Annotated in this window: 24 protein-coding genes and 1 other RNA gene; 7 read left to right on the top strand and 18 right to left on the bottom strand. The window is 71.3% G+C overall.

The window, feature by feature from the left end; translation table 11 throughout:
- Positions 1–118: 118 nt before the first annotated feature.
- The 5 genes from tolB to ybgC form a co-directional block, all read right to left on the bottom strand.
- Positions 119–1,372, bottom strand: coding sequence for a Tol-Pal system beta propeller repeat protein TolB (gene tolB, locus ABLE88_RS19175; RefSeq protein WP_348833378.1), 1,254 nt, complete (start codon positions 1,370–1,372; stop codon positions 119–121).
- A 299-nt stretch (positions 1,373–1,671) separates the two neighbouring features.
- On the bottom strand, positions 1,672–2,607 hold the full coding sequence (gene tolA / locus ABLE88_RS19170; protein WP_348833300.1) for a cell envelope integrity protein TolA: 936 nt from the start codon (positions 2,605–2,607) through the stop codon (positions 1,672–1,674).
- Positions 2,608–2,615: 8 nt separating this feature from the next.
- A complete protein-coding gene (gene tolR, locus ABLE88_RS19165; protein ID WP_348833299.1) occupies positions 2,616–3,077 on the bottom strand; it encodes a protein TolR in 462 nt (153 codons plus the stop codon).
- Between the two features lie 4 nt (positions 3,078–3,081).
- Positions 3,082–3,867: a protein TolQ gene (gene tolQ, locus ABLE88_RS19160; RefSeq protein WP_510182915.1), complete on the bottom strand. Its 786-nt coding sequence runs from the start codon at positions 3,865–3,867 to the stop codon at positions 3,082–3,084.
- Between the two features lie 260 nt (positions 3,868–4,127).
- Entirely contained in the window at positions 4,128–4,655 is a 528-nt protein-coding gene (gene ybgC / locus ABLE88_RS19155) for a tol-pal system-associated acyl-CoA thioesterase (RefSeq protein WP_348833298.1), read from the bottom strand.
- Between the two features lie 425 nt (positions 4,656–5,080).
- Between ybgC and ABLE88_RS19150 the strand changes: the two genes are divergently transcribed.
- Both ABLE88_RS19150 and ABLE88_RS19145 read left to right on the top strand, forming a co-directional pair.
- A complete protein-coding gene (locus ABLE88_RS19150; RefSeq protein WP_348833297.1) occupies positions 5,081–5,647 on the top strand; it encodes a sigma-70 family RNA polymerase sigma factor in 567 nt (188 codons plus the stop codon).
- Positions 5,644–6,303, top strand: a complete 660-nt coding sequence (locus ABLE88_RS19145) for a ChrR family anti-sigma-E factor (protein WP_348833296.1) — start codon at positions 5,644–5,646, stop codon at positions 6,301–6,303. Before ABLE88_RS19150 ends, ABLE88_RS19145 begins: the two co-directional genes overlap by 4 nt.
- 27 nt (positions 6,304–6,330) lie before the next feature.
- Here ABLE88_RS19145 and ABLE88_RS19140 read toward each other — a convergent pair whose 3' ends face one another.
- On the bottom strand, positions 6,331–6,915 hold the full coding sequence (locus tag ABLE88_RS19140; protein ID WP_348833295.1) for a DUF2244 domain-containing protein: 585 nt from the start codon (positions 6,913–6,915) through the stop codon (positions 6,331–6,333).
- Positions 6,916–7,015: 100 nt separating this feature from the next.
- Here ABLE88_RS19140 and nth point away from each other — a divergent pair, with 100 nt between their 5' ends.
- A complete protein-coding gene (gene nth / locus ABLE88_RS19135) occupies positions 7,016–7,912 on the top strand; it encodes an endonuclease III (RefSeq protein ID WP_510182920.1) in 897 nt (298 codons plus the stop codon).
- 409 nt (positions 7,913–8,321) lie between these two features.
- On the opposite strand, the gene ABLE88_RS19130 is transcribed toward nth, so the two are convergent.
- From ABLE88_RS19130 to ABLE88_RS19105, 6 genes are all read right to left on the bottom strand, one after another.
- Positions 8,322–8,837 carry a dihydrofolate reductase gene (locus ABLE88_RS19130; protein WP_348833293.1) on the bottom strand — a complete coding sequence of 172 codons (516 nt, stop codon included), beginning with the start codon at positions 8,835–8,837 and terminating at the stop codon, positions 8,322–8,324.
- Positions 8,834–10,108 carry a flavin monoamine oxidase family protein gene (locus ABLE88_RS19125; RefSeq protein ID WP_348833291.1) on the bottom strand — a complete coding sequence of 425 codons (1,275 nt, stop codon included), beginning with the start codon at positions 10,106–10,108 and terminating at the stop codon, positions 8,834–8,836. The genes ABLE88_RS19130 and ABLE88_RS19125 overlap by 4 nt, the downstream gene beginning before the upstream one ends.
- A gap of 58 nt (positions 10,109–10,166) precedes the next feature.
- Positions 10,167–10,757 (bottom strand): SspB family protein, encoded by a 591-nt coding sequence (locus ABLE88_RS19120; RefSeq protein ID WP_348833290.1) that lies wholly within the window; start codon positions 10,755–10,757, stop codon positions 10,167–10,169.
- Between the two features lie 129 nt (positions 10,758–10,886).
- Positions 10,887–11,257: a transfer-messenger RNA gene (gene ssrA / locus ABLE88_RS19115) on the bottom strand.
- Between the two features lie 29 nt (positions 11,258–11,286).
- On the bottom strand, positions 11,287–12,228 hold the full coding sequence (locus tag ABLE88_RS19110; RefSeq protein WP_348833289.1) for a site-specific tyrosine recombinase XerD: 942 nt from the start codon (positions 12,226–12,228) through the stop codon (positions 11,287–11,289).
- Positions 12,225–12,368, bottom strand: a complete 144-nt coding sequence (locus ABLE88_RS19105; protein ID WP_348833287.1) for a hypothetical protein — start codon at positions 12,366–12,368, stop codon at positions 12,225–12,227. Before ABLE88_RS19105 ends, ABLE88_RS19110 begins: the two co-directional genes overlap by 4 nt.
- Before the next feature lie 190 nt (positions 12,369–12,558).
- Here ABLE88_RS19105 and ABLE88_RS19100 point away from each other — a divergent pair, with 190 nt between their 5' ends.
- Both ABLE88_RS19100 and aroB read left to right on the top strand, forming a co-directional pair.
- Positions 12,559–13,140: a shikimate kinase gene (locus tag ABLE88_RS19100; RefSeq protein WP_348833376.1), complete on the top strand. Its 582-nt coding sequence runs from the start codon at positions 12,559–12,561 to the stop codon at positions 13,138–13,140.
- A gap of 42 nt (positions 13,141–13,182) precedes the next feature.
- Positions 13,183–14,325: a 3-dehydroquinate synthase gene (aroB, locus tag ABLE88_RS19095; RefSeq protein WP_348833286.1), complete on the top strand. Its 1,143-nt coding sequence runs from the start codon at positions 13,183–13,185 to the stop codon at positions 14,323–14,325.
- Between the two features lie 374 nt (positions 14,326–14,699).
- Here aroB and ABLE88_RS19090 read toward each other — a convergent pair whose 3' ends face one another.
- The 4 genes from ABLE88_RS19090 to chrA form a co-directional block, all read right to left on the bottom strand.
- Positions 14,700–15,806, bottom strand: coding sequence for a polyamine ABC transporter substrate-binding protein (locus ABLE88_RS19090; RefSeq protein ID WP_348833285.1), 1,107 nt, complete (start codon positions 15,804–15,806; stop codon positions 14,700–14,702).
- 102 nt (positions 15,807–15,908) lie between these two features.
- Positions 15,909–17,306, bottom strand: coding sequence for a glutamine synthetase family protein (locus ABLE88_RS19085; RefSeq protein WP_348833283.1), 1,398 nt, complete (start codon positions 17,304–17,306; stop codon positions 15,909–15,911).
- 173 nt (positions 17,307–17,479) lie between these two features.
- On the bottom strand, positions 17,480–17,821 hold the full coding sequence (locus ABLE88_RS19080; RefSeq protein ID WP_348833282.1) for a rhodanese-like domain-containing protein: 342 nt from the start codon (positions 17,819–17,821) through the stop codon (positions 17,480–17,482).
- Between the two features lie 61 nt (positions 17,822–17,882).
- On the bottom strand, positions 17,883–19,088 hold the full coding sequence (gene chrA, locus ABLE88_RS19075) for a chromate efflux transporter (RefSeq protein WP_348833281.1): 1,206 nt from the start codon (positions 19,086–19,088) through the stop codon (positions 17,883–17,885).
- 218 nt (positions 19,089–19,306) lie between these two features.
- Between chrA and ABLE88_RS19070 the strand changes: the two genes are divergently transcribed.
- On the top strand, positions 19,307–19,609 hold the full coding sequence (locus tag ABLE88_RS19070; protein WP_348833280.1) for a YMGG-like glycine zipper-containing protein: 303 nt from the start codon (positions 19,307–19,309) through the stop codon (positions 19,607–19,609).
- Positions 19,610–19,718: 109 nt separating this feature from the next.
- Positions 19,719–20,663, top strand: coding sequence for an ArgK/MeaB family GTPase (locus ABLE88_RS19065; RefSeq protein WP_348833278.1), 945 nt, complete (start codon positions 19,719–19,721; stop codon positions 20,661–20,663).
- 120 nt (positions 20,664–20,783) lie between these two features.
- Here ABLE88_RS19065 and ABLE88_RS19060 read toward each other — a convergent pair whose 3' ends face one another.
- Both ABLE88_RS19060 and ABLE88_RS19055 read right to left on the bottom strand, forming a co-directional pair.
- Positions 20,784–21,056 carry a hypothetical protein gene (locus tag ABLE88_RS19060; protein WP_348833277.1) on the bottom strand — a complete coding sequence of 91 codons (273 nt, stop codon included), beginning with the start codon at positions 21,054–21,056 and terminating at the stop codon, positions 20,784–20,786.
- 107 nt (positions 21,057–21,163) lie between these two features.
- Positions 21,164–21,571, bottom strand: coding sequence for a TIGR02301 family protein (locus tag ABLE88_RS19055; protein ID WP_348833276.1), 408 nt, complete (start codon positions 21,569–21,571; stop codon positions 21,164–21,166).
- Positions 21,572–21,576: the final 5 nt, after the last annotated feature.

Genomic DNA, 21,576 nt, shown 5'->3' with positions numbered 1-21,576 from the left:
CCACCGCCGGAGGGACGCGGCGCGCCTCCCCTCTCCCCTTGCGGGAGAGGGGCCGGGGGCGAGGGGTCGGCTGGCGTGGAATGAACGGGCCGCCGCCACCGCCGGAGGATCGCCCCGTTCAGGAGCGCAGCGGCGACCAGGCGGGGTCGGAGGCGTAGCTCGGGGTCGGCACGCGCTGCTCGTTGTAGCCGGTGACGTCCACGGTATAGAGGTTCGGCCCCGCCGCGCCGCCGGGATCGCGGAAGAACATGATCACCCGGCCGTTGGGCGCAAAAGTCGGCCCCTCATTGTGGTAGCCCTCGGTGAGCACGCGCTCGCCCGAGCCGTCGACCCGCATGACGCCGATGGCGAAGCGGCCCTCCGCCTGGCGCGTGAAGGCGATCCAGTCGCCCTTGGGCGACCACACCGGGGTCGAATAGCGGGCATTGCCGAACGAGATGCGCCGCGCGCCCGAGCCGTCGGCATTCATGATGTAGATCTGCGAGGAGCCGCCGCGGTCGCTCTCGAAGCAGATCTGGCGGCCGTCCGGCGAATAGCAGGGCGCGGTGTCAATGGCCGGGGTGTCGGTGAGGCGGGTGGTGGCCTTCGACCGCAGATCCATGACGAAGATGTTGGAATTGCTGCCTTGCTGCAGGCTCATGATGACCTTCTGGCCATCCGGCGCGAAGCGCGGCGAGAAGCTCATGCCGGGGAAGTTGCCCACCACCTCGCGCTGGCCGGTCTCGATGTTGAGCAGGAACACGCGCGGATCACCCTGCCCGTAGGACATGTAGGTGATCTCCTGGCTGGTGGGCGAGAAGCGCGGGGTGAGCACCAATTGGTCGCCGCGGGTGAGGTAGCTCACATTGGCGCCGTCCTGGTCCATGATGGCGAGGCGCTTGATGCGCCGCTCCTTGGCCCCGCTCTCGTCGACGAACACGATGCGGGTGTCGAAATAGCCCTTCTCGCCGGTCAGCCGCTCATAGATGGCGTCGGCGATGATGTGGGCGATGCGGCGCCAGTTCTCCGGCTGGGCCACGAACTGCTGGGCGGCGAGCTGCTGGCCGGCGAACACGTCCCACAGGCGGAACACCACCTGGAAGCGTCCGTCCTGCTGGCGCGCCACCCGTCCGGTGACGAGGCCCTGGGCGTTGATGACGCGCCAGTCCTGGAAGCGCGGCGCGTCGGGATTGGAGATCTGCTCCACGAACGCCTTGGGATCGATGGGCGCGAACAGGCCGGAGCGCTTCAGGTCGGCGGCGATCACGCCGGACATGGCGCGGCCCTGCTCCACCTCGCCGACGAAGTCGGTGATGGCGATCGGGATCGGCTGCGGGGTGCCGCCCGAAATGTCGAGCTTCAAGGCGGCGGCGGCCGGGGACGCGCGCAGCAGGCCGCCGCCGGCCAGCAGGCCGCCGGCGCCGGCCACGAAGGTGCGGCGGGTCAGCGCGGTTCGGGAGCTCTGGGAGGGCGGAAGCACTTTTGTCGGACCTCTGCAGGCTTTCGGCGCCCCGCTCCGGCGCAAAGACCGCTCGGGATGGGACGCCGGGATGGGAGAACGCGGCAACGCGGGGACGGGGTCCGCCCCGCGGACGGCACATTGGCTCGCCCGCCGGGCGAGAGCGCGATCGGCTCAGATTGACTCAATCCGAGCGGTGAACCGCCCTCAAAACTGACGCTAGAGCACGCGCTCTAGCCTTCGAACAGATGCGGCGTGAACCGCAGTTCCATGTCCTTCCACAAACGGTAATTCTCGCGGCGGAGCATGGTGTAGGGCTGGCACTGGAGCAGGGCGCGGATGGCGCTGTCGGCGAGCGGGCGCCAATAGGGCGAGGGCGAGGCCGCGCCGCCGATCACGTCCGGCTGGCCGGCCACGGTGCCGTCCTCCTTCAGCGACACGTTGATGAGCACGAACAGGCGCGCCTCGTCGGGCAGGCCCTGCGGGTTCCAGCACTGGCGCAGGCGCGCGCGGAACGCGTCGATCTCGCTCTGGCTGAGCGTCGACTGGTCGCCGCGCGCGGCGCCCAGCGAGGCGGTGGTGGAAACCTGGCTCGCGCTCGCCGCCTGGCGCGTCGGCGTGCGCTTGTCGAGGAGCTGCTTGATCTCGTCGGCGTTGAAGTCGCGCTGGCTGGCGTCGGCGGGCTTCACGTCGTCCTTCGGCGGCGCCGGCTTCTTCGGCGGCAGGGGTACCGGCGCGAGCGAGGCCTGCTGCACCGGCTTGGGATCGGGCTTGGCCGCGTTCTTGAGCGCCTCGTCGGCGGTGGGCGGGACCGGCGGCGCCTCGGCCGCCTTGGGCGGGGTCGGCTGCTGCTGGGGCGGCTGGGGCGGCGGGGCGGCGGCGGCCGGCGGCGGCGTGGTGGCGTCCACCGGCGCCTTGTCGGAAATCTTGGGCTTGGTGTCCTCCACCGGCTTCGGCGCGTCCACCTTCTCGGCCACGGTCTTGGGCGCCTCGTTCTTCTTGCCGCTCTTCTCGCCCTTGGTCAGCTTGGTGAACTCGGACGCCGAGACGAGGTCCACGGGCATGGATTCGGGCGGCGCGTCGAACGGCTTCGCGCCGGTGAAGGACACCAGCATGAACACCAGCACGCTCGAATGCAGCACCGTCGATACGGCAAGCCCGACACGCATCTCGCGCCTCAGCCTCCCTGTTCCACTTCGGTGACCAGAGCCACCCGCTTGAAGCCGGCGGCGGACAGCCGGCCCATCACGCCCATGACGGTGCCGTAGTCCACCTTCTTGTCGCCGCGCACGAAGATCCGCTCGTCCATGCCGCCGCGCGCCTGGGTGATGGCTTGCAACTTCGGGACCAGCTCGTCGCGCTGGATCTCGCTGTCGCCGATGAAGATCTGGCCCTTGTCGTTGACCGAGAGCGTGATCGGCTCCTTGTTGTCCTGGTTGACGCTGGTCGCCTGGGTCTGCGGCAAATCGATGGGCACGCCCACGGTGAGCAGCGGCGCCGCCACCATGAAGATGATGAGCAGCACCAGCATGACGTCCACCATGGGCGTCACGTTGATCTCCGACATCACCGGACGGGCGCGACGGCGCGCGCGGCGGCTCTGCCAGCCGCTCGCGCCTCCCCCCGCGGACATACCCATCAGCTTACTCCTGCTCGTCGATCTGGCGCGACAAGATCGCCGAGAACTCGTCGGCGAAGCCTTCCAGGCGCTGGGCCTGCCGGCCCGCCTGCGAGATGAACTTGTTGTAGAATATGGTCGCGGGAATGGCCGCAATGAGGCCCATCGCGGTCGCGAACAGGGCTTCGGCGATGCCCGGCGCGACGACCGCGAGCGAGGTGTTCTTCGACGCGGCGATGGACTGGAAGCTCGACATGATGCCCCAGACGGTGCCGAACAGGCCGATGAAGGGCCCGGCCGAGCCCACGGTGGCGAGCACCAGCAGCTTCGATTCCAGCCGGTCCATCTCGCGCGCGATGGTGACGTTCATCACCTTGTCGAGCCGCTGGTTGAGCCCGGCGAAGGAGCGCGCGCCGCCCTCATAGGTGCGCTTCCACTCGCGCATGGCGGCGACGAAGATGGCGGCCATGCCGTGGTTCGAGCGCCCGGCGAGCGAGCGATAGAGATCCTCGAGGCTCTGGCCCGACCAGAACACCTGCTCGAAGCGGTCCATCTCGCGCCGGTTGCGGCCGAACAGGAGCGTCTTGTCGATGATGATGGCCCAGACCCAGATCGAGGCGAGGATCAGGCCGATCATCACCAGCTTGACGACGATGTGGGCGTGCAGGAACAGCTCGACGAACGAGATGTTGACGCTCGGCGCGGCCACCCCGGTCGCCGCCACGTCCTGCGCCAGGGCGCTCCCGGCCATGGCGATCGCCGCCGCGGACGCGAGGAGCGCCGCCGCGGCCACCCGCCGGGGGGTGGCCATACGCCGAACCATGGAGCCTGCGCCGCGCCGGCGCGATCGATCTGTCATTCCCTGCTCCGTCGCCGCGGCCGTCTCGCCGCGCATGCCGGCCGGTTTACCATTCCGCGCGGTCTTTGATCGGGCGATCCTGTCCAAACTTTGGCACCGGCGCTCGATCGCCTCCCCGCGCGGCGCTCCGGCCGCCGCCTTCGGCACACCTAGCCACAAATAGGCTTAACGGGCCGTTAGGATCAGCGTCCGGCGCGGCCCGGCCGTTGGGCTCAGCCCTTGGCGCCGGCGGCGGCCTCGGCCGCCCTTGCGTCATTGAGCGTCGCCTGGCGCAGCGCGTCCGGGATGCGCTTGGCGCGCCCCTCCGAGACGAAGGCGACCCGGACATTGGCCGAGACCAGCACCTCGCCGGCGCGCTTGACCTGCTGCAGCAAGGTGATGGAGGCGCCGGCGACCTCCTTCGACAGCGTCACCACTTCGAGCACGTCGTCGATGCGCGCGGGCTTGAGGAAGTCGATCTGCATCGCCCGCACCACGAAATGGAAGCCCGGCGCCTCCGCGGCCGCCTGGGCGAACAGATCGCCCTGCACCACGCCCAAGAGGCGCATGTAGTCCGAGCGGCCGCGCTCCATGAATTTCAGATAGTTGGCGTGGTAGACGATGCCCGAGAAGTCGGTGTCCTCGTAATAGACCCGGAGCGCGAGCGCATGCCCGCCGGGGACCAACCGGCCCGCGAGGTGGGGGTGGGCCTCGCTCTCGCCCGGCGTCACGGCGCGCTCGCCCGAGATGTCCGTCTTCATGGCGCCTCCGCTGAAACCCTCGCCACCGGGCCGCCGCGGGCCGGAAGCCCCCCGCCTCCCGGCTGGGCGCGCAAGCGCCTGGCGGCCATCGGGCGGGTTCTAACGGATTTGGAAAGGCAAGATCAAATGCGCTGTCATGTCGCCCCCGCCATCCGCGCCCCAGGCGGCGGCTGGAGCCGCGCGGCGTGCCCGCCGGCCCGGCCGGTCGCCGGCGCGCTCCATCATGAAATCGTTATTTGGCAGCATCATCGCCCCGATGGAGCTTGACGGAGCGTCCAGCCCGCGGTTAGCGGGGCGCGCATGGCGCACGAACCGGTCATCCGACCGCCCGTGCGCGTCGTATCGGGGTCATGCATGCCGCTTCGCCTTCCGCCCAGGACACGCCGCCGGCCGCGGCGGGCCACGCCCGCGCCGGGAACGCGCGGATGACGGTCCCGTCCCAGCGCGGCAGCGGCGATCTCGACGGCTTCATCGTCGCCATCGCCCGCGACGCGGACCGGCAGGCGTTCGCGGCGCTGTTCCGCCATTTCGCGCCCCGCCTCAAGGCCTATCTGGTGAAGACCGGCCTGCCCGCCAACGCCGCCGAGGAGCTGGCACAGGAGACCATGCTCACGGTGTGGCGCAAGGCGTCCTATTTCGACCCCGGCCGGGCCGGCGCCGCCACCTGGATCTTCACCATCGCCCGCAATCTGCGCATCGACCTGATGCGCCGCGAGCGCCACCGCTCCGTTTTGGGCGCCGAGGCGGACGAGGAGCCGGTGGACGAGACCTCCGGCGAGACCATGCTCATGACGGCAGAGCGGGAGGCGCGGGTGCGCGACGCGCTCTCCGCCCTCTCGGAGGAGCAGGCGGCGATCGTCCGGCTGTCGTTCTTCCAGGAGAAGCCCCATTCCGCCATCGCGCAGGAATTGGGCATCCCGCTCGGCACCGCCAAGTCGCGCGTGCGCCTTGCGCTCGCCCGCCTGCGCGTGCTGCTGGAAGACCTGAAATGACCGCGCGCGCCCACCCGAGCGAGGAAACCCTGCTGCGTTTCGCGGCCGGAACCCTGCCGGCCGGCCCGCGCCTGGTGGTCGCCGCGCACCTGGAAGGCTGCGTCCGCTGCCGCGCCACGGTGCGCGCCTTCGAGGCGGTGGGCGGCGCGCTCATCGAGGCGCAGGACGGCCTGCCGCTCGCGCCCGACGCCTTCGCCCGCGTCGTGGCGCGGATCGACGGTGACGCCGGCGGCGAGCCCCGGCGCGCGACCCGCGCCCGCGCCCCCGCGCCGGCCGGCCTGCCGCAGGGCTTCGCGCTGCCCGCGGCGCTGTCCGGCTGCCGCATCGGCGCGCTGCGGCCGATCGCGCCGGGGGTGCGCATGGGGCGCGTCGGCGTGCCCGGCGATCCAAAGGCGAACGTGATGCTGCTGCGCATCGAGGCGGGGCGGAGCATCCCGGACCATACCCACGCGGGCCTCGAATTCACCCAGGTGCTGCACGGCGCCTATCACGACCATCGCGGGCGCTATGGCGCCGGCGATCTGGTGGAGGTGGACGGCGAGGTCGATCACGCGCCGCTGGTGGATGCGGACAGCACGTGCATCTGCCTCGTGGCCGTGGAGGGCGCGCTGCGCTTCCGCGGGCTCCTCGGCGTGCTGCTGCGGCCGTTCGTCTGAACGAAGCCGCGCCGGCCGCTCGCGCCGTCAGAAGGTGGAGCGCGTGACGCCGCGCTTCACCGCCAGCAGCGCGGCGGAAAGGTCGTCCGCCAGCGCCGCCTTCTGCACCGGGCCGAGGAAGCGGCCCACGGGCACGGTCTCGCGCCCGCTCACCAGCGCCACGTCCAGCGTGCCGTGATCCTCGTCGTCCTCGCGCCAGACGCGGGTCCAGAACGGATTGAGACGGATCGTGCGCTCGCGCCCCTTCACCGGCACGCGGCGCACCTCGATCAGGCTCGAAGTGACGCGGATGTGCTCGCGCGCCCCGGCGGAGCGGAAATTGGCGCGGAAGGCCACGTAGATGATGAGCACGTCGAGGCCGAAGAAGCCGAAGATCGGCCATGCCCCCATGGCGAGGAAGGCGAGGCCCGAGACGAAGCTCACGAGGCCGATCGCCACCATGACGATGAGGAAGCCGCGCTGCGACAGCGAGCGGTGCGGCGCCAGCGTGACGGCATAGATCTCGGGATCGTCGAGCACGACGGCCGTTGCGCCCTCCATCTGGGCGCGCGCATCCTGGACGCGCCCGTCTCTGGCGGGGTCTGCGGCTTCGCTGTCGCTGGCATCGTTCATGGGCGCTCAGTATACGGGAAAAATGCCGCAGAAGCCCAAAGCGCCCCCCTCCCCGCCCGGCCTCAAGTCCGCCCGCCCAACAGCCGCGCCGGCGGCAGACCTGCCGGCGCGCGCCGGAACGGCGAAGCCGGGTGCCGGCGGCGCCGGCCCGGCAAAGGCCTCAAAGCCGGCCGCCCCCGCCGGGAATCCATCCTCCAAGGCTCCCCCCGGCAAGGCCGCCATAGGCAAGGCCGCCGCCGGCGCGCCGCGCCGCGCCAAGCTGGTCGCGCCGGCCGCGGCGCCGGTTCCGGCCGCACCGGCCCCGGCGCGCCGCCGCGCGGTGGCCAATGCGGCGGCTGCGGCGCACGGTCGCACCCTCGCCGCCTGGAGCCATGCGGAGATCGTCGAGGCCTTCACCCGCTTCGCGGCGGTCGATCCCGAGCCCAAGGGCGAATTGGAGCATGAAGACCCGTTCACCCTGCTGGTGGCGGTGGTGCTCTCCGCCCAGGCCACCGACGCCGGTGTGAACAAGGCGACGCGCGGCCTGTTCGCGGCCGCCGCCACCCCCGCCGCCATGGTTGCCTTGGGCGAGGAGGGGGTCGCGCGGCACATCCGCACGCTGGGCCTCTACAAGGGCAAGGCGAAGAACGTGGTGGAGCTCTCCCGCCGCCTCCTCGCACGCCACGGGGGCCGGGTGCCGCGCGATCGCGCGGCGCTGGAGGCGCTGCCCGGCGTCGGCCGCAAGACCGCCAACGTGGTGCTGAACATCGCCTTCGGCGAACCCACCATCGCCGTGGACACGCACCTGTTCCGGGTGGCGAACCGCACCGGGCTCGCGCCGGGGGCGACGCCGCTCGCGGTGGAGGAGGGCCTGGAGGCGCGCATTCCCGCGCGCTTCAAGCTGCACGCCCACCACTGGCTGATCCTGCACGGGCGCTACATCTGCAAGGCGCGCCAGCCGGAATGCCGGCGCTGCCTCATCGCCGATCTCTGCCGCTGGCCGGAGAAGACGATCTGAGGTTCGGCGGGACAAGCCCTGCAGCGTCCGGCCCAGCCCGAGGCCGGCGGCACAAGCGGGCGGCGGCAAAATTGAAAGCAGGCGGTGCCGCTTGCCCACCCTCCCCCCTTGCGGGGGAGGGTGGGGTGGGGGGTAAGGACTTCTGCGTTCTCGCTGCCGGCAGGACTTTCACGCCCGGCGCTGCACCCCCCTCCCCGGCCCTCCCCCACAAGGGGGGAGGGGGCGCGTTTGGCGGGGCCTCCGGTAAAGGCGGAAGTCGGCGGCTCCGGCAGGGCGGGCGGAGGTCGGCGGCACAAGCGGGCGGGGCAAGATCGAAAGCAGGCAGCGCCGCTGGCCTCCCTCCCCCCCTTGCGGGGGAGGGCAGGGTGGGGGGTGTCGCCGGCCTCTCCGTATTCCTGCGGTCAGGATCTCACGCCCGCCGGCGCTCCAGCGTCACGTAGCTGAAGGCCATGTCGTCCTTCGGCCCCTGCATCGGGCCCTCGCGCGCCACCTCGCGCCAGTCGGCGGTCTCGACCGGCGGGAACAGCACGTCGCCCTCGGGCCGGCCGTGGACCTCGGTGAGGTGCAGGGTCTTCGCCAGCGGCAAAGTCTCGGCGAACAGGCGGTGGCCGCCGATGATGGCGATCTCGTCCGCCCCCATGGCCGCGGCGGCCTCGTCCGCGAGCGCCAGCGCCGCGGCGAGGTCGCGGCCCTTCAGCACGCTTTCGGGCACCTCAAAAGCCGGGTCCGCGCTCACCACCACCGAGGTGCGCCCGGGCAGCGGCTTGCCGATCGACAGGAAAGTGCGCCGGCCCATGACGATGGGCTTGCCCCAGGTGAGCGCGCGGAAATGCTTGAGGTCGGACGGCAGCCGCCACGGCAGGCCTCCGTCGCGGCCGATGACGCCGTTCTCCGCCACCGCGACCACGAGCGCCAGCGGCCTCATCGTCCGGCTCCGATGCTGGCGAGCGCCGCCTCCGCCGCCCGCAGGCCGGAAAGGTGGGCGCCGTGGGCGGTGGAGAAAGCCGGCCCGCCCAGCGCCTCGCCGGCGAAGAAGATGCGCCCGTCGAGCGGTTCGGCGAGCCGCGCCCGCAGGTGGGCCTTGCCCGGCAGCGCGCCGGAATAGGCGCCGCCCACATAGTCCATCTTCGCCCAGCGCGAGGCGCGGGCGGCCCGCACACGGGACTTCAGCGCCGTGCCGAACACCGCCGCCATGGCATCGAGCGCGTGCTGCACCATCGCCGCCTCCCCCTCCTCCATCAGCCGGGCGGCGATGCCGCCCGCCACGTGAACCACCGCCCCGTCCGCCCCGTCGGGACGGATCAGGGCCGAGACCGCCCCCTCTTCCGGCGCACCCTCGCGGAACGCATCGAGAAAGCTGCGCTCGGGCAGGCCGAACACGTCCCGGTCGAAGCCGAGCACCACCTTCTCCACCACGCCGAGGGGGAGAGCGGCGAAGGCGTCCTGAAGATCATGCGGCAGAGCGGGGAAAAAGCCGAGCCGTCCGCGCGTGATCACCGCGGTCGGCACCGCCACCACGGCGGCGCGGCAGGACAGCGTGCCGCGCGCCGTCTCCAGAGCGAGGCGCGGGCCCGAGCGGTCGATCCGCGTCACCGGGCAGGAGAGCGTCACCGGCACATGGGCCGCGTTCGCCAGCACCAGCGCGCCGAAGCCGCCGAGCACCGCCCAATTGTCCGGGCTGTCGCGGTAGAGGGCATAGTCGCGGGTGGAGATGCCCTCGGGGTCCGACGCCGACATGAAGGCGAGCCAGTGGCGCGCCAGGGTTTCGAACCGGCCGCCCTGCGGCAGCACCGCCGCGGCGGGAACGTCGCGCCCCGCTTCGCCCGCCGCCCGCACCGCCGCGAACGCCGCGTCCACCTCGCGCCAGGCCGCCCCCGCCTCCGCGGGCGTGGCGAACCGGGTGCCCAGATGGAGCCGGCGGGTGCGGTCGCGCCCGCCGCGGCCGAGGGCGAAGCCGAGCCGGCGCGCGATCTCCGCGAAGGGATTGGCGCGCGCGTCGTGGAGCCAGTGGCAGCCGAGGTCGACCGGCACGCCCAGGGTCGCGGTGTCGGTCTCGGCGCGGCCGCCTGCATGGTCCGCCGCCTCGATGACCTCGAAGGCAGCCCCAGCAGCGGCGAGCCGCAGCCCGGCCGCAAGGCCCGCAGCCCCGGCCCCGACGACGGCCACATCGGTCTCGCAGGTCACGATGACGCTCACCCTGGCCGGAGGGCCGAGAAGAGGGGAGGAAGAGCGGGAGGAAGCGCGGGAAGAGACGCTACTTCTTGCGGAACACGTCGAGCTGCACCACCTCGGCCCCGGCCGGGCGCGGCGCCGCCTCCGGCGCGCCTTCGGCGGCAGCCGCGGCCGGCTCCTCGGCATTGTCCGCCGGCCCGCGCCGGGCGCTGGCGAGCGCCGGCTCGGACGCCGCCCCGCGCGCGGGACGCGTTGTGGATGCAGGAAAATCGGCGGTGCGCGGGGCCTCCTGCACCTCGCCCGTCGCCTCCTCGGCGGCGGCGATCTCGAACTGCAGGCCGAACTTCACCGACGGGTCGAAGAAGCCCTTCAGCGCCGAGAACGGGATCACCAGCTTCTCCGGCACGCCGCCGAACGAGAGCCCGACCTCGAAGCCGGCCTCGGTGACCAGAAGGTCCCAGAATTGGTGCTGGAGAACGATGGTCATCTCCTCCGGATACTTCTCCCGCATGCGCTGGGAGAGCCTGACGCCCGGCGCGCGGGTGTCGAAGGAGACGTAGAAATGGTGGTCGCCCGGCAAGCCGTCGCGCGCCGCGTCGGACAGCACGCGCCGCACCACGGAGCGCAGCGCCTCCTGGGCGAGAAGATCGTAGCGGATGTGATCGACCGTCATGGGCCCGCTGAAACCGAATGATCCCGGCCGGGGCTGGCCCCCGCGCTCGGCGCGAGGCCCGCGGGCACCACGCTCGGACCCGGGCAGGGCCGTGGCTGCCTTACCCCCCGCCCGGCCGAACGGAAGGGAAGTGGAGGCTTCTGTTGCCAGGTGCCTCCGAACCCCGCCTATCCAGAGCTACCCGGTAGGACTTCTATTTGGTCTTTCAAACCGCTCACGCGGCCTGAGCAACCGGAGCATAGTTGTCATTCGCAACTATAGGTCGGCCCGATGACGGCGGAACCATGCCGAGCGAAAGAATGCCCTTTACACCCTCGTCGATCCTATTTCGCCCCCGCCGGAGCGCACCTTGGGCCGAAAGCCCGCTGGAAATGCGCTCTGGTGGAGGCGCCGGGTACCGCCCCCGGGTCCGAAAGGCTTATTCCGACAACCATTTATCGCCATATCCGGCTTGCGCCGGCTCAGGGAATATAGGCTGGCGCTTCCGCCGATGAAAGGGGAACCGGGGAAAAGTCCCCATCCTTGCGGCTCACCCCTCCGAGAGGGGATGCAGGTCGCGCACCATGTCCTTCAGGCGCTCGTCCAGAACGTGGGTATAGATCTGCGTGGTGGCCACGTCCGCATGGCCGAGCAGGGTCTGCACCACGCGCAGGTCCGCGCCGTGGGCGAGCAGGTGGCTCGCGAACGCATGGCGCAGCACGTGGGGCGAGAGCTTGGCGGGGGCCACCCCCGCCGCCGCCGCGAGGTCCTTGAGGTCGCGCCCGGCCTGCTGGCGTGTCACATGGCCGCTCTCGGAGGTGGACGGGAACAGCCAGCGGGCGGCGTCGAGCCCGGCCGCGCGCCGCGCCTCCAGATGGGCCGCCATGGCGGCCTTGGCGGGGCCGCCGAGCGGCACGAGGCGCTCCTTGCCGCCCTTGCCGGTGACCATGATGGCCTCCGCCTTGGCCCGCGCCGCGGACACAGGCAGCGCCACGAGCTCCGACACCCGCAGCCCGCTGGCATAGAGCAACTCGACGATGGCGGCGACGCGCAGGCGCCGCAGCGTCTCGGCCGGCGGCTTCTCGCCGGGCGCGAGCGGGCGTTCGGCGGCAAGCCGATGGGCGGTCTCGATGAGGCGGGTGACTTCCTCCACCGTCAGCACCTTGGGCAGAGCGCGCCCGCGCTTGGGCCCTTCCAGCACGGCGGCGGGATCGTCGCCGCGGTGGCCTTCGGCGAACAGGAACCGGTAGAATTGCCGCACCGCCGAGAGCCGGCGCGCCACGGTGGTGGTGGCGAAGCCGCGCGCCGAGAGGTCGGCGAGATAAGCGCGGATCTGCGCCGTGCCGGCATCGGCAAGGCCGCCGCCGGTCGCCGTGAGGAAGGCGGCGAAATCCTCGAGGTCGCGCCGGTAGGCCTGAAGCGTGTTGGCGCTCGCCCCGCGCTCCACCGCCTGCATGTCCAAGAACAGCGCGAGCGGGCCGGAGGCGGTCATCGCTCCATGCGCTCCGGCTGAACCGTGAGCGTGATCTCCCGCTCCTGCGGCGCGACCCAGTTGGCGAGCGCCCACAGGGCGCCGTAGCCGGCGCCGAACAGCAGGGCCAAGACCACGATGATGCGGATCAAGGTGGGCATCCGCCAACTCCCCTGCGCGCCGAATCACCACATGCCACAACGCGCCGGGAAGGCGTGCCACGGGGCGGGCGCGTGTTCAACCTCATTGCCGGCTCGGCGCTGCGGTGATAGGGCCAACCCAAGCGGCACGCAAAGAGAACCGTGGCCGGAGGCGTCTTTGAACCTCGACGAAGAGCGCGCACGCGCCCCCATGGCGCCGGAAGACCTCGCCCGACGGCTCTCCGGACGCTCCATCGTGCTCGTGGGCATGCCGGGTGCCGGCAAGTCCTCGGTGGGCCGGCGCCTCGGCCGGCGCCTCAATCTGGCGTTCGTGGACGCGGACGAGGAGATCGAGAAGGCGGCCGGGATGAGCATTCCCGACATCTTCGCCCAGCGCGGCGAGGCCGAGTTCCGCGAGGGGGAAAAGCGCGTGGTGGCGCGCCTGCTCCAGTCCGGGCCGCTGGTGCTGGCCACCGGCGGCGGCGCCTTCATGAACCCCGACACGCGGGTAGCGATCGCCGCGCGCGCGGTCTCGGTGTGGCTGCGCGCCGACCTGACGACGCTGCTGAAGCGCGTGAAGAAGCGCACCGACCGACCGCTGCTGGCCCAGGGCGACCCGGCCGAGCGGCTCCAGGCCCTGCTGGCCCAGCGCGGCGACACCTACGCCCTCGCCGACGTGGTGGTGGACAGCCGCGACGTGATGCACGACACGGTGGTGGAAGAGGTGGTGGAGGCGGTGGCGCGGCATCTCGACCGCCGCGCCGCGCCGCCCGCCGAGACGTCCCAAGGCTGAAGACATTTGCCAAAGCTGAAGACATTGCCGAAGGCTGACCACATGCCCGCGACCGCCGCCTCTCCCGCCGCCCCCGCCGGGGTCCCGCGCCGCACGGTGCATGTGGACGTCGCGGGACGGCCCTACGACATCCATATCGGCCCCGGTCTGCTCGCCGAAGCGGGCGAGCGCGTCAAGGCGCTGCGCCCAGGCGCGCGGGTCGCCATCGTCACCGACGCCAACGTCGCCGCACGCCATCTGGCCACGGTCGAGGCCGCGCTCGCCGGCGCCGGCATCGAGCACGTCGCCGTGGTGGTGGAGCCGGGCGAGAAGACCAAGGGCTACAAGGGCCTCGAACAGGTGGTGGAGGCGCTCATCGCCGCCCGCATCGAGCGGCGCGACCTGGTGCTGGCGCTCGGCGGCGGCGTGGTGGGCGATCTTTCGGGCTTCGCCGCCGCGGTGCTGCGGCGCGGCGTGGACGTGGTCCAGGCGCCGACCACCCTGCTGGCGCAGGTGGATTCCTCGGTGGGCGGCAAGACCGGCATCAACTCGCCCCAGGGCAAGAATCTCGTCGGCGCCTTCCACCAGCCGGTGCTGGTGCTGGCCGACACCGCCGCCCTCGACACCCTGCCGGTGCGCGAGGTGAGGGCCGGCTACGCGGAAGTGGCGAAATACGGCCTGCTGGGCGATGCCGCCTTCTTCGACACCCTGGAGAAGGACTGGCCGGGCGTGATCGGCGGCGGGCCGGAGCGCATCTTCGCGGTCGCCAAGAGCTGCGAGGCCAAGGCCGCCATCGTCGCCCGCGACGAGAAGGAGACCGGCGACCGGGCGCTGCTCAATCTCGGCCACACCTTCGGCCATGCGCTGGAGGCCGGCGCCGGCTTCTCGGACCGCCTGCTGCACGGCGAGGGCGTGGCCATCGGCATGGCGCTCGCCTTCGCCTTCTCGCGCCGCCTCGGCCTATGCCCGGGCCAGGACGTGACGCGGGTGGAGCGGCACCTCCAAAGCGTCGGCCTGCCCACCCGCATCGCCGACGTGCCGGGCGCCCTGCCCGACACCGACGGACTGATGGCGCTCATCGCCCAGGACAAGAAGGTGAGCCGCGGCGCGCTCACCTTCATCCTGGTGCGCGGCATCGGCGACGCGTTCGTGGCCAAGGACGTGGACGGCGCCGAGGTGCGGGCATTCCTGGACGAGGTGCGGTGAGGGCACCGAACAGCGGGATGGCGACGTAGATCCCTTCCCTTTGGAGGCTGTCGCTTCCCTTCCCTTTGCGGGGAGGATTGAGCGGCGGCGCGCGCCACCGCCACCTTGCGCCCCGTCGCCCTCCGGCTTGACCGGAGGGCCCACTGACCGCCACGGCGTAGCGGGCCGCAGGGCATGGATGCTCCGGTCGAGCCGGAGCATGACCGCTCGAAGTGGCAGGCGTCGGGACACCCCCACCCCCTGCCCCTCCCCACAAGGGGGAGGGGTGTGCGGCGCTATCGCCGAAACAAAAAGGCCGCCCGGTGATCCGGGCGGCCCTGATGTCTCACGGGTCTCGGAGGACTAGGCCCCCGAGGCCACTCTCCTTCCCAGCGTCACTTGCCGCGCTTGAAGGTGTTCCAGGTCTTGGTGATGACCCGCTGCACCGCCGGCTCGTTGGTGGTGACGATGAACAGGCGGTCCATCACCTCCTTGTTGGGATAGATCGCCGGGTTGTCCAGGATCGCCTTGTCGATGAACTTCTGCGATTCCAGGTTGCCGTTGGCGTAGGAGATGTAGTTGGAATTCTTCGCCGCCACCTCGGGACGCATCATGTAGTCGATGAACATGAGCGCGCCCTCGACGTTCTTCGCATCCTTCGGGATGGCGAAATTGTCGAACCACATCAGCGCGCCCTGCTGCGGGATGACGTACTCGATGTTGACCGGCTTCTTCTTGGTCTTCTCGGCGGCCTCCTTGGCACGCGTGCGCGCCTGGAACACGTCGCCCGACCAGCCCACCGCCAGGCAGATGTCGCCGCGCGCCAGAGCATTGATGTAGCCCGAGGAGTCAAATTTCTTGATGAATGGGCGGACCTTCATCAGCAGTTCGCCGGCCTTGGCGATGTCCTCGGGCTTCTTGGAATCCGGGTCGAGGCCAAGATACTTCATGGCCGAGGGGATGACCTCCTCCGGGCCGTCGAGCATGTAGACGCCGCAATCCTTCAGCTTGGAGAGGATCTCCGGCTTGAAGACGATGTCCCACGTGTTCATGGGAATGTCGCCGAGGCGTTCCTTCACCTTGTCGACATTGTAGCCAATACCGGTGGTGCCCCACATGTAGTTCACGGCATGCGCATTGCCGGGGTCGTAGATCGCGAGGCGCTTGGTGACCTCGGGCCAGGCATATTTCAGGTTCGGGATCTTCGCCTTGTCGAGCGGCAGGAAGATGCCGGCCTTGATCTGACGCTGCAGGAACGAGCCCGACGGCACCACCACGTCGTAGCCGGTCTTGCCCGCGAGCAGCTTCGTCTCCAGCACCTCGTTGCTGTCGAAGACGTCGTAGCGGACCTTGATGCCGGTCTCCTTGGTGAAGTCCTCGAGCACGCTCTCGTCGATATAGTCCGACCAGTTGAAGACGTTCAGCGTCTTCTGCTGGGCCAGCACGGGGCCGGCGAAGGCGAGCGGGGCACACAGCAGTGCCGCGGCGATTAGGCGACGCATCCAGCTTCTCCTCTTAGAAGGTGCGGCCGCCTCTTTGCGGAACGGCCTTGTGCGGGCAAGGCTATTGCCGCGCGCAAGTGGGCTCAACAGAAAAGGCGGACCTCACAGATAGGTGTCGTACTCCAATGGCAGGATGGTGCGGGAGAAGGCGGCGAGCTCCTCCGCCTTCATCACCCCGTACACGCGCCGGTACTCCTCGCCGAAAGCCTTGGCGATGAAGGGCGACGCGGAAAACCGCGCCACCGCCTCGGCCATCGACGGGGACAGCGCCTCGGCGTCGTTCTCGTAGCCGTTGCCCACCAGCGGCGCGGGCGGCTCGATGCCGGCCTCCAGCCCCTCCAGCATGCCGGCGAGGATGGCGGCGAGCACCAGATGGGGATGGGCCTCGGCCCCGGCGATGCGGTGCTCCAGGCGCCGCGCCTTGGGCGGGCCGTTGGGCACCCGCACCGCCACCGAGCGGTTGTCGTAGCCCCAGGTGATGGCGGTGGGCGCATAGCTGCCCGGCACCAGGCGGCGGTAGCCGTTGAAGCTCGGCACGAACAGCAGCGTGCAGTCGGCCATGGTGGAGAGCAGGCCGGCGGCGGCGTGGCGCAGCGCCCGCTCGCCCTCCCCGCCCGGCCGGGCGAACAGATTGTCCCCCGCCTGGTCCATCAGGCTCACATGCACGTGCATGCCGTTGCCGGCGAAGTCGGTGAGAGGCTTGGCCATGAAGGTGGCGCGCAGGCCGTGGCGCCGCGCCACGCCGTCGATCAGGCGGCGCAGCAGGATGGCGTCGTCCGCCGCCGCGAGCGCATCCACCCGGTGGTAGAGATTGACCTCGAACTGACCGGGCGCCGCCTCCGAGATCACGGTGTCGGCGGGCAGGCCCTGGAGGGAGCAGGCCGAGCGCATGTCGTGCAGCACGCCGGCGAAGGCCTCGAGATCGGACATGGAATACATGTTCTGCCGGGCCTGGCCGGTGATGGGGAACACCGGCTCGGGCATGGCGCCGGGCGAGGCATCGCCCTTCAGCAGGTAGAATTCGAGCTCGAAGGCAACGCAGGGAGAAAGCCCGCGCGCGGCGAAGCGATCGACGATGGCGGCGAGCTGCTGGCGCGGGTCGAGCAGCCAGGGCCGGCCCCGGGCCGTGCCGTCGGGCTCGTACATGGTGAGCAGCACCTGCGCGGTGGGGCGCGGCGACCAGGGCACCGGCTTCAGCGTGCCCGCGACCGGCCAGCACAGGCCGTCCTTGTCGCCGGTCTCGAGATGGATGCCGGTGGCCTCGACCTCGCAGCCCCACACGTCGAGGCCGAAAATGGACAAAGGGATGGCGACGCCGTCGCTCCAGATCTTGCCCATGGCCGGGCCGGGGATCCATTTGCCCCGCAGCACGCAAGACGTGTCGGGAAGAAGGACCTCCACCACCTCCGGCGCGCCGAAGGCACTCACATAGGCCGCAACCTCGTCGGCCGCCTCAATGGCGGCGTCGCTGGCGAGGCGGCCGGAAACGGAAACCGGCATGATGCTCCATTCTCGGGGCGGCGCCCCGGACCCGCGGGCCGGAGGCTGTCACGCCGCCATCATCCAAGCGCGAGCGCGCGAAACCTTCAAGCGGCACGCGTCACGCAGGGTATGAATATTTGCACCATATCCCGCCCCAACTGCATCGCCGGGCACGCCAGTGCCGGCCAGGGTCAGCCGCGGTCCACGTCGAAGCCCGACTGCCGCCAGCCGATGATACCGCCGCGCATGTGCTCCTCGTAGGGCAGGCCCACGCTCTGGGCGATCGCCGCCGCGCGCTGCGAGCGCTGGCCCGAGCGGCACGAGAAGACGAGGCGGCGTCCGGCGGGGTCGGGCAGCGCGCCCGGATCGAACGCGCTGAGCGGCATGACGGCGGCGCCGGGAATGCGCTCGGCCTGGATCTCGTTGGGCTCGCGCACGTCCACGAGCAGGATGGTGCCGTCCTCCAGGCCCGCGCGGACCTCCTCGGGCGACAGATGGGTGATGCGCCCGCCGAAGGGATTGGGTTCGCTCATTTACGCCTGTCCTGATGGTTCGCTTCAGGATGCACGCTGGTGTGCGCCGCGGCAAGCCGGCTCACGGCGACGCCAGTCCTGGTATCGCCAGGCCCGCGACGGCGGCGCCCGCGACCACGGCGAAGGCCGGCACGCGCCACACCACGAGCGCGAGGAAAGCGAGCAGCGCCACCACGGCGGTCGCCGGCGAGGTCACGCCCTCGGGCAGGACCGGGTTCCACAGGGCGGCGCCGAGGAGCCCCACCACGGCGGCATTGACCCCCGCAAGAACGCGCCTGGCCGCGCCGAGGCTGCGCAGTTGCGCCCAGAAGGGCAGCGCGCCCACCACCAGCAGCGCCGACGGCAGGAAGATGGCGGCGAGCGCCAGGACGCCGCCGGCGACCCCCGAAGGCGGCCGTTCCGCGACCGCGCCGAGAAAGCCGGCGAAGGTGAAGAGCGGCCCCGGCACCGCCTGCGCGGCGCCGTAGCCGGCGAGGAACGCCTCGCGGGAGACGAGGCCGGTCGCCACCGTCTCCGCATCGAGCAGCGGCAGCACCACGTGTCCGCCGCCGAACACCAGCGCGCCGGCGCGGTAGAAGGCGTCGAACAGACGCAGGGCGCCTTCGGCGCCGGCCGCCAGCAGCGGCAGCACCGCGAACAGGACGAAGAACAGCGCCAGCGCAACGGTCGCGAGGCCGCGCGACACGGCGAGGTCCGGAAGTTCCGTCGCCTCCTGCGGCGCCGCGGCCCGGATGAAGAACGCCCCGGCGAGCGCGCCGACGGCGATGGCGCTGAGCTGGCCGGCCATTCCCCCGAGCCCGAGAGCGATCGCGGCGCCGACCAGGGCGATGGTCTGCGTGCGCGGCTCGGGGCAGAGGCCGCGGGCCATGCCCAGCACCGCCTGCGCCACCACCGCGGCGGCCGCGGCCTTCAGGCCGGCGAGCCAGCCGCCGGACAGGTCTGCGCCCAGCATGGCGAAGCCGAGGCCGAAGGCCACCATGGCCACCGCCGAGGGCAGGGTGAAGCCGAGGAAGGCCGCCAAGAGTCCGGGCAGCCCGGCGCGCAGCAGGCCGATGCCCATGCCCACCTGGCTCGACGCCGGTCCGGGCAGGAACTGGCACAGCGCCACGAGGTCCGCATAAGCGTGGTCGGAGAGCCACCGGCGCCGCTGGACCAGCTCCTCGCGGAAATAGCCGAGATGGGCGATCGGCCCGCCGAAGGAGGTCAGCCCCAGCTTCAGGAAGACGGCGAACACCTCCGCCAGCCGGCCCGCCTCGCCCCGTTGCATCGGATCGCCTCCGCCGTTCGCGCCGGGAGCTATGCCATATCGTGGCCGAGCGCGCAGCCCTCCGACGGCGGCATCCGGGGCCCGGCCTCCGGTCCAAGGCCTTGCGCGCTTGAAGGAAAGCCGAACGGTCCGCTCATCTGGCGTTCATGTTGGGCCTGCTAGACACTTGCTCGTCGAGCGGGACCGGCCCTGGCCGGAGCCCGTGGGGGAGAACCAAGATGACCTTCCGCACTGCCATCGTCGCCGCCTCGGCTTTGCTCTTTGCGAGCGCTGCGGCGCAGGCGCAGAACAACACCGCCGCCGGCGCCTTCATCGGCGGCACGGCCGGCGCGCTGATCGGCGGCGCGATCACGGGAACCGGCGGCGGTGCGGTCGCCGGCGCGCTGATCGGCGGCACCACGGGCGCCATCATCGGCTCCCAGACTCCCCAGAGCTATTATTTTTGGGCCAATGACGGGCGCTGCTACCTGCACCGCGCCGATGGCGCGATCCTCAAGGCCTCGCGCAGTCGTTGCCAATGACGGGCTATTGATCTGTTCCGTTCCCCCGCACGGATCCGATCAATGGGAGGGCGCCGGCGCAAGCCGGCGCCTTTTTCCTTACGCCGCGGCCTTTGCTAGAGTGGCGCCGATGTCCGCGCCGCTCCCGCCCGTTCCCGACCTCGATCACATCCGCACCGCCGGCAAGCGCGGCGTCGCGCGCGCGCTCGCCGCCGTGGAGACCCAGCGCGGCACGCCCGCGCTCGCGGCGCTGCTCGATACGGCGGCGCGCGCCGCCAAGGCCCATGTGCTCGGCCTGACCGGGCCGCCCGGCGTCGGCAAGTCCACCCTCACCAACGCATTGGTCCACCGCGCGCGCGCGGCCGGGCTGTCGGTCGCGGTGCTGGCGGTCGATCCCTCCTCGCGCCGCACCCGCGGCGCGCTCCTGGGAGACCGCGCCCGCATCCAGACCGATCCCGAGGACCGGCTGGTGTTCGTGCGCTCCATGGCGGCGCGCGATCGGCTGGGCGGCCTGTCCGACGATGCGGTGGCGGCGGTGGTGCTGCTGCGCGCGGTCTACGATCTGGTGATCGTGGAGACCGTGGGCGTCGGCCAGTCGGAGGCCGACATCTCGTTGGTGGCGGACACCGTGGTGCTGTGCATCCAGCCGGGGTCCGGCGACAGCCTGCAATTCATGAAGGCGGGCGTGATGGAACTGCCCGACATCATCGTCGTCACCAAGGCGGACATGGCGGAGGTGGCGCGCCGCGCCGCCGCCGAGGTCACCGGCGCGCTCTCGCTCTCGGGCGCGGGCGGCGCGGACTGGGCGGTGCCGGTGCTGCGTTTATCCGCCTCGACCGGCGAAGGGCTCGCGGCGTTCGACGACGCCATCGCCCGCCACCGCGCGCACCTTTGCGCGGGCGGCCGGCGCGAGGCGCTGCGCGCCGCGCAGGAGGAGAAGTGGGTGGAGGAGGCGATCAAGGTGCGCTTCGGCACCCACGGGCTTGCCCGCGCCCGGCGCATCGGCGCCGCGGGCGCTGGTCCCTTCACGCGGGAGGCCGCGATCGCGGCCCGCCTGACGTCCGGCACCGACTGAGACGCAAGCGGAACCGGCGCGCGGGAGCGGGCGCCGGCCGATTGCCGGTGCACGCGGCCGAACGCGATAAATGATTAAATATCAATGTATTGGCATTGGACACGCCGGTTGGATCACACGCTAGTGAGCGCGGCCGACCAGGGTGTATTCGCCGGCACGCACCTTGCCGGCGAGCCGCTCCACGAACTGCGCGCACGGCTCCTCGCCATAGGCGTCCACCAGGCTGCGCAGAGCGGCGAACAGCGCGGCCTGCACCAGGCAATCCTCGTCCAGCCCGTCGCGCACCGCCTCGACCCAGGCGTCGTTGAGATAGCTGAGCGCCACATGACGGTCGTCGGCGGCCGCCTCGCCGGCTTCGGGAATGTCGATCTGGGAATGGGGCAGGGTGGACAAGGGCGTTTCTCCGCGCCGCGAGCGGCGACCAGCTACGTTTAGCACGTTCTGCCCCCAAGGTATCCCAGTTCTGACCGAAAGGTTAACATCGCCGGGAAAACACCCCCTTAGTTACCGCCGTAGCGCACGACGATGTCGTGGGCGAGCTTGCCCGCCTCCTCCAGCTGGCGGGAAACCGCAAAGCGAGCGGAGGCGGTGCAGGCGCGGTAGACCTGGGCGTAGCTGGAATAGCCCCGGTTGAAGCTGGCGATCATCTGCCCGCGCCGCTCCTCGGAGGGCTGCTCGGCATCGATGAGCGCCTGCATCTCGGCGCGCCAGCGCTGGGCCTCGCCCTCGACGCCGCAGAGCGGGCGCAGATAGTGCAGCGCCCCGAGGATCTCGGCGAGGCGCATGAAGTCCTCGTCATAGGGCGGCGCCGCGCCTTCCGACGGACCGGCCGCAAAAGCGGGGGCGCCGCCGAGCCATGCGAGGGCGAGGAGGGCGACGACGGGAAGGCGGAAGAGGCGCGGGCGCATGGCTC

This window comes from Xanthobacter luteus, from assembly GCF_040049235.1.
In the GTDB taxonomy this organism is placed as follows: Bacteria; Pseudomonadota; Alphaproteobacteria; order Rhizobiales; family Xanthobacteraceae; genus Xanthobacter.
Note: the sequence above shows the minus strand (reverse complement) of the source record. Positions and strands in the feature narration are given on the sequence as shown.

Coding starts and splice junctions, on each gene's coding strand:
- tolA (WP_348833300.1), bottom strand. CDS start 2,607: ATGCGTGTCGGGCTTGCCGTATCGACGGTGCTGCATTCGAGCGTGCTG.
- tolR (WP_348833299.1), bottom strand. CDS start 3,077: ATGGGTATGTCCGCGGGGGGAGGCGCGAGCGGCTGGCAGAGCCGCCGC.
- tolQ (WP_510182915.1), bottom strand. CDS start 3,867: ATGGCCACCCCCCGGCGGGTGGCCGCGGCGGCGCTCCTCGCGTCCGCG.
- ybgC (WP_348833298.1), bottom strand. CDS start 4,655: ATGAAGACGGACATCTCGGGCGAGCGCGCCGTGACGCCGGGCGAGAGC.
- ABLE88_RS19150 (WP_348833297.1), top strand. CDS start 5,081: ATGACGGTCCCGTCCCAGCGCGGCAGCGGCGATCTCGACGGCTTCATC.
- ABLE88_RS19145 (WP_348833296.1), top strand. CDS start 5,644: ATGACCGCGCGCGCCCACCCGAGCGAGGAAACCCTGCTGCGTTTCGCG.
- ABLE88_RS19140 (WP_348833295.1), bottom strand. CDS start 6,915: ATGAACGATGCCAGCGACAGCGAAGCCGCAGACCCCGCCAGAGACGGG.
- ABLE88_RS19130 (WP_348833293.1), bottom strand. CDS start 8,837: ATGAGGCCGCTGGCGCTCGTGGTCGCGGTGGCGGAGAACGGCGTCATC.
- ABLE88_RS19120 (WP_348833290.1), bottom strand. CDS start 10,757: ATGACGGTCGATCACATCCGCTACGATCTTCTCGCCCAGGAGGCGCTG.
- ABLE88_RS19110 (WP_348833289.1), bottom strand. CDS start 12,228: ATGACCGCCTCCGGCCCGCTCGCGCTGTTCTTGGACATGCAGGCGGTG.
- ABLE88_RS19105 (WP_348833287.1), bottom strand. CDS start 12,368: ATGCCCACCTTGATCCGCATCATCGTGGTCTTGGCCCTGCTGTTCGGC.
- ABLE88_RS19100 (WP_348833376.1), top strand. CDS start 12,559: ATGGCGCCGGAAGACCTCGCCCGACGGCTCTCCGGACGCTCCATCGTG.
- aroB (WP_348833286.1), top strand. CDS start 13,183: ATGCCCGCGACCGCCGCCTCTCCCGCCGCCCCCGCCGGGGTCCCGCGC.
- ABLE88_RS19090 (WP_348833285.1), bottom strand. CDS start 15,806: ATGCGTCGCCTAATCGCCGCGGCACTGCTGTGTGCCCCGCTCGCCTTC.
- ABLE88_RS19085 (WP_348833283.1), bottom strand. CDS start 17,306: ATGCCGGTTTCCGTTTCCGGCCGCCTCGCCAGCGACGCCGCCATTGAG.
- ABLE88_RS19080 (WP_348833282.1), bottom strand. CDS start 17,821: ATGAGCGAACCCAATCCCTTCGGCGGGCGCATCACCCATCTGTCGCCC.
- chrA (WP_348833281.1), bottom strand. CDS start 19,088: ATGCAACGGGGCGAGGCGGGCCGGCTGGCGGAGGTGTTCGCCGTCTTC.
- ABLE88_RS19070 (WP_348833280.1), top strand. CDS start 19,307: ATGACCTTCCGCACTGCCATCGTCGCCGCCTCGGCTTTGCTCTTTGCG.
- ABLE88_RS19065 (WP_348833278.1), top strand. CDS start 19,719: ATGTCCGCGCCGCTCCCGCCCGTTCCCGACCTCGATCACATCCGCACC.
- ABLE88_RS19055 (WP_348833276.1), bottom strand. CDS start 21,571: ATGCGCCCGCGCCTCTTCCGCCTTCCCGTCGTCGCCCTCCTCGCCCTC.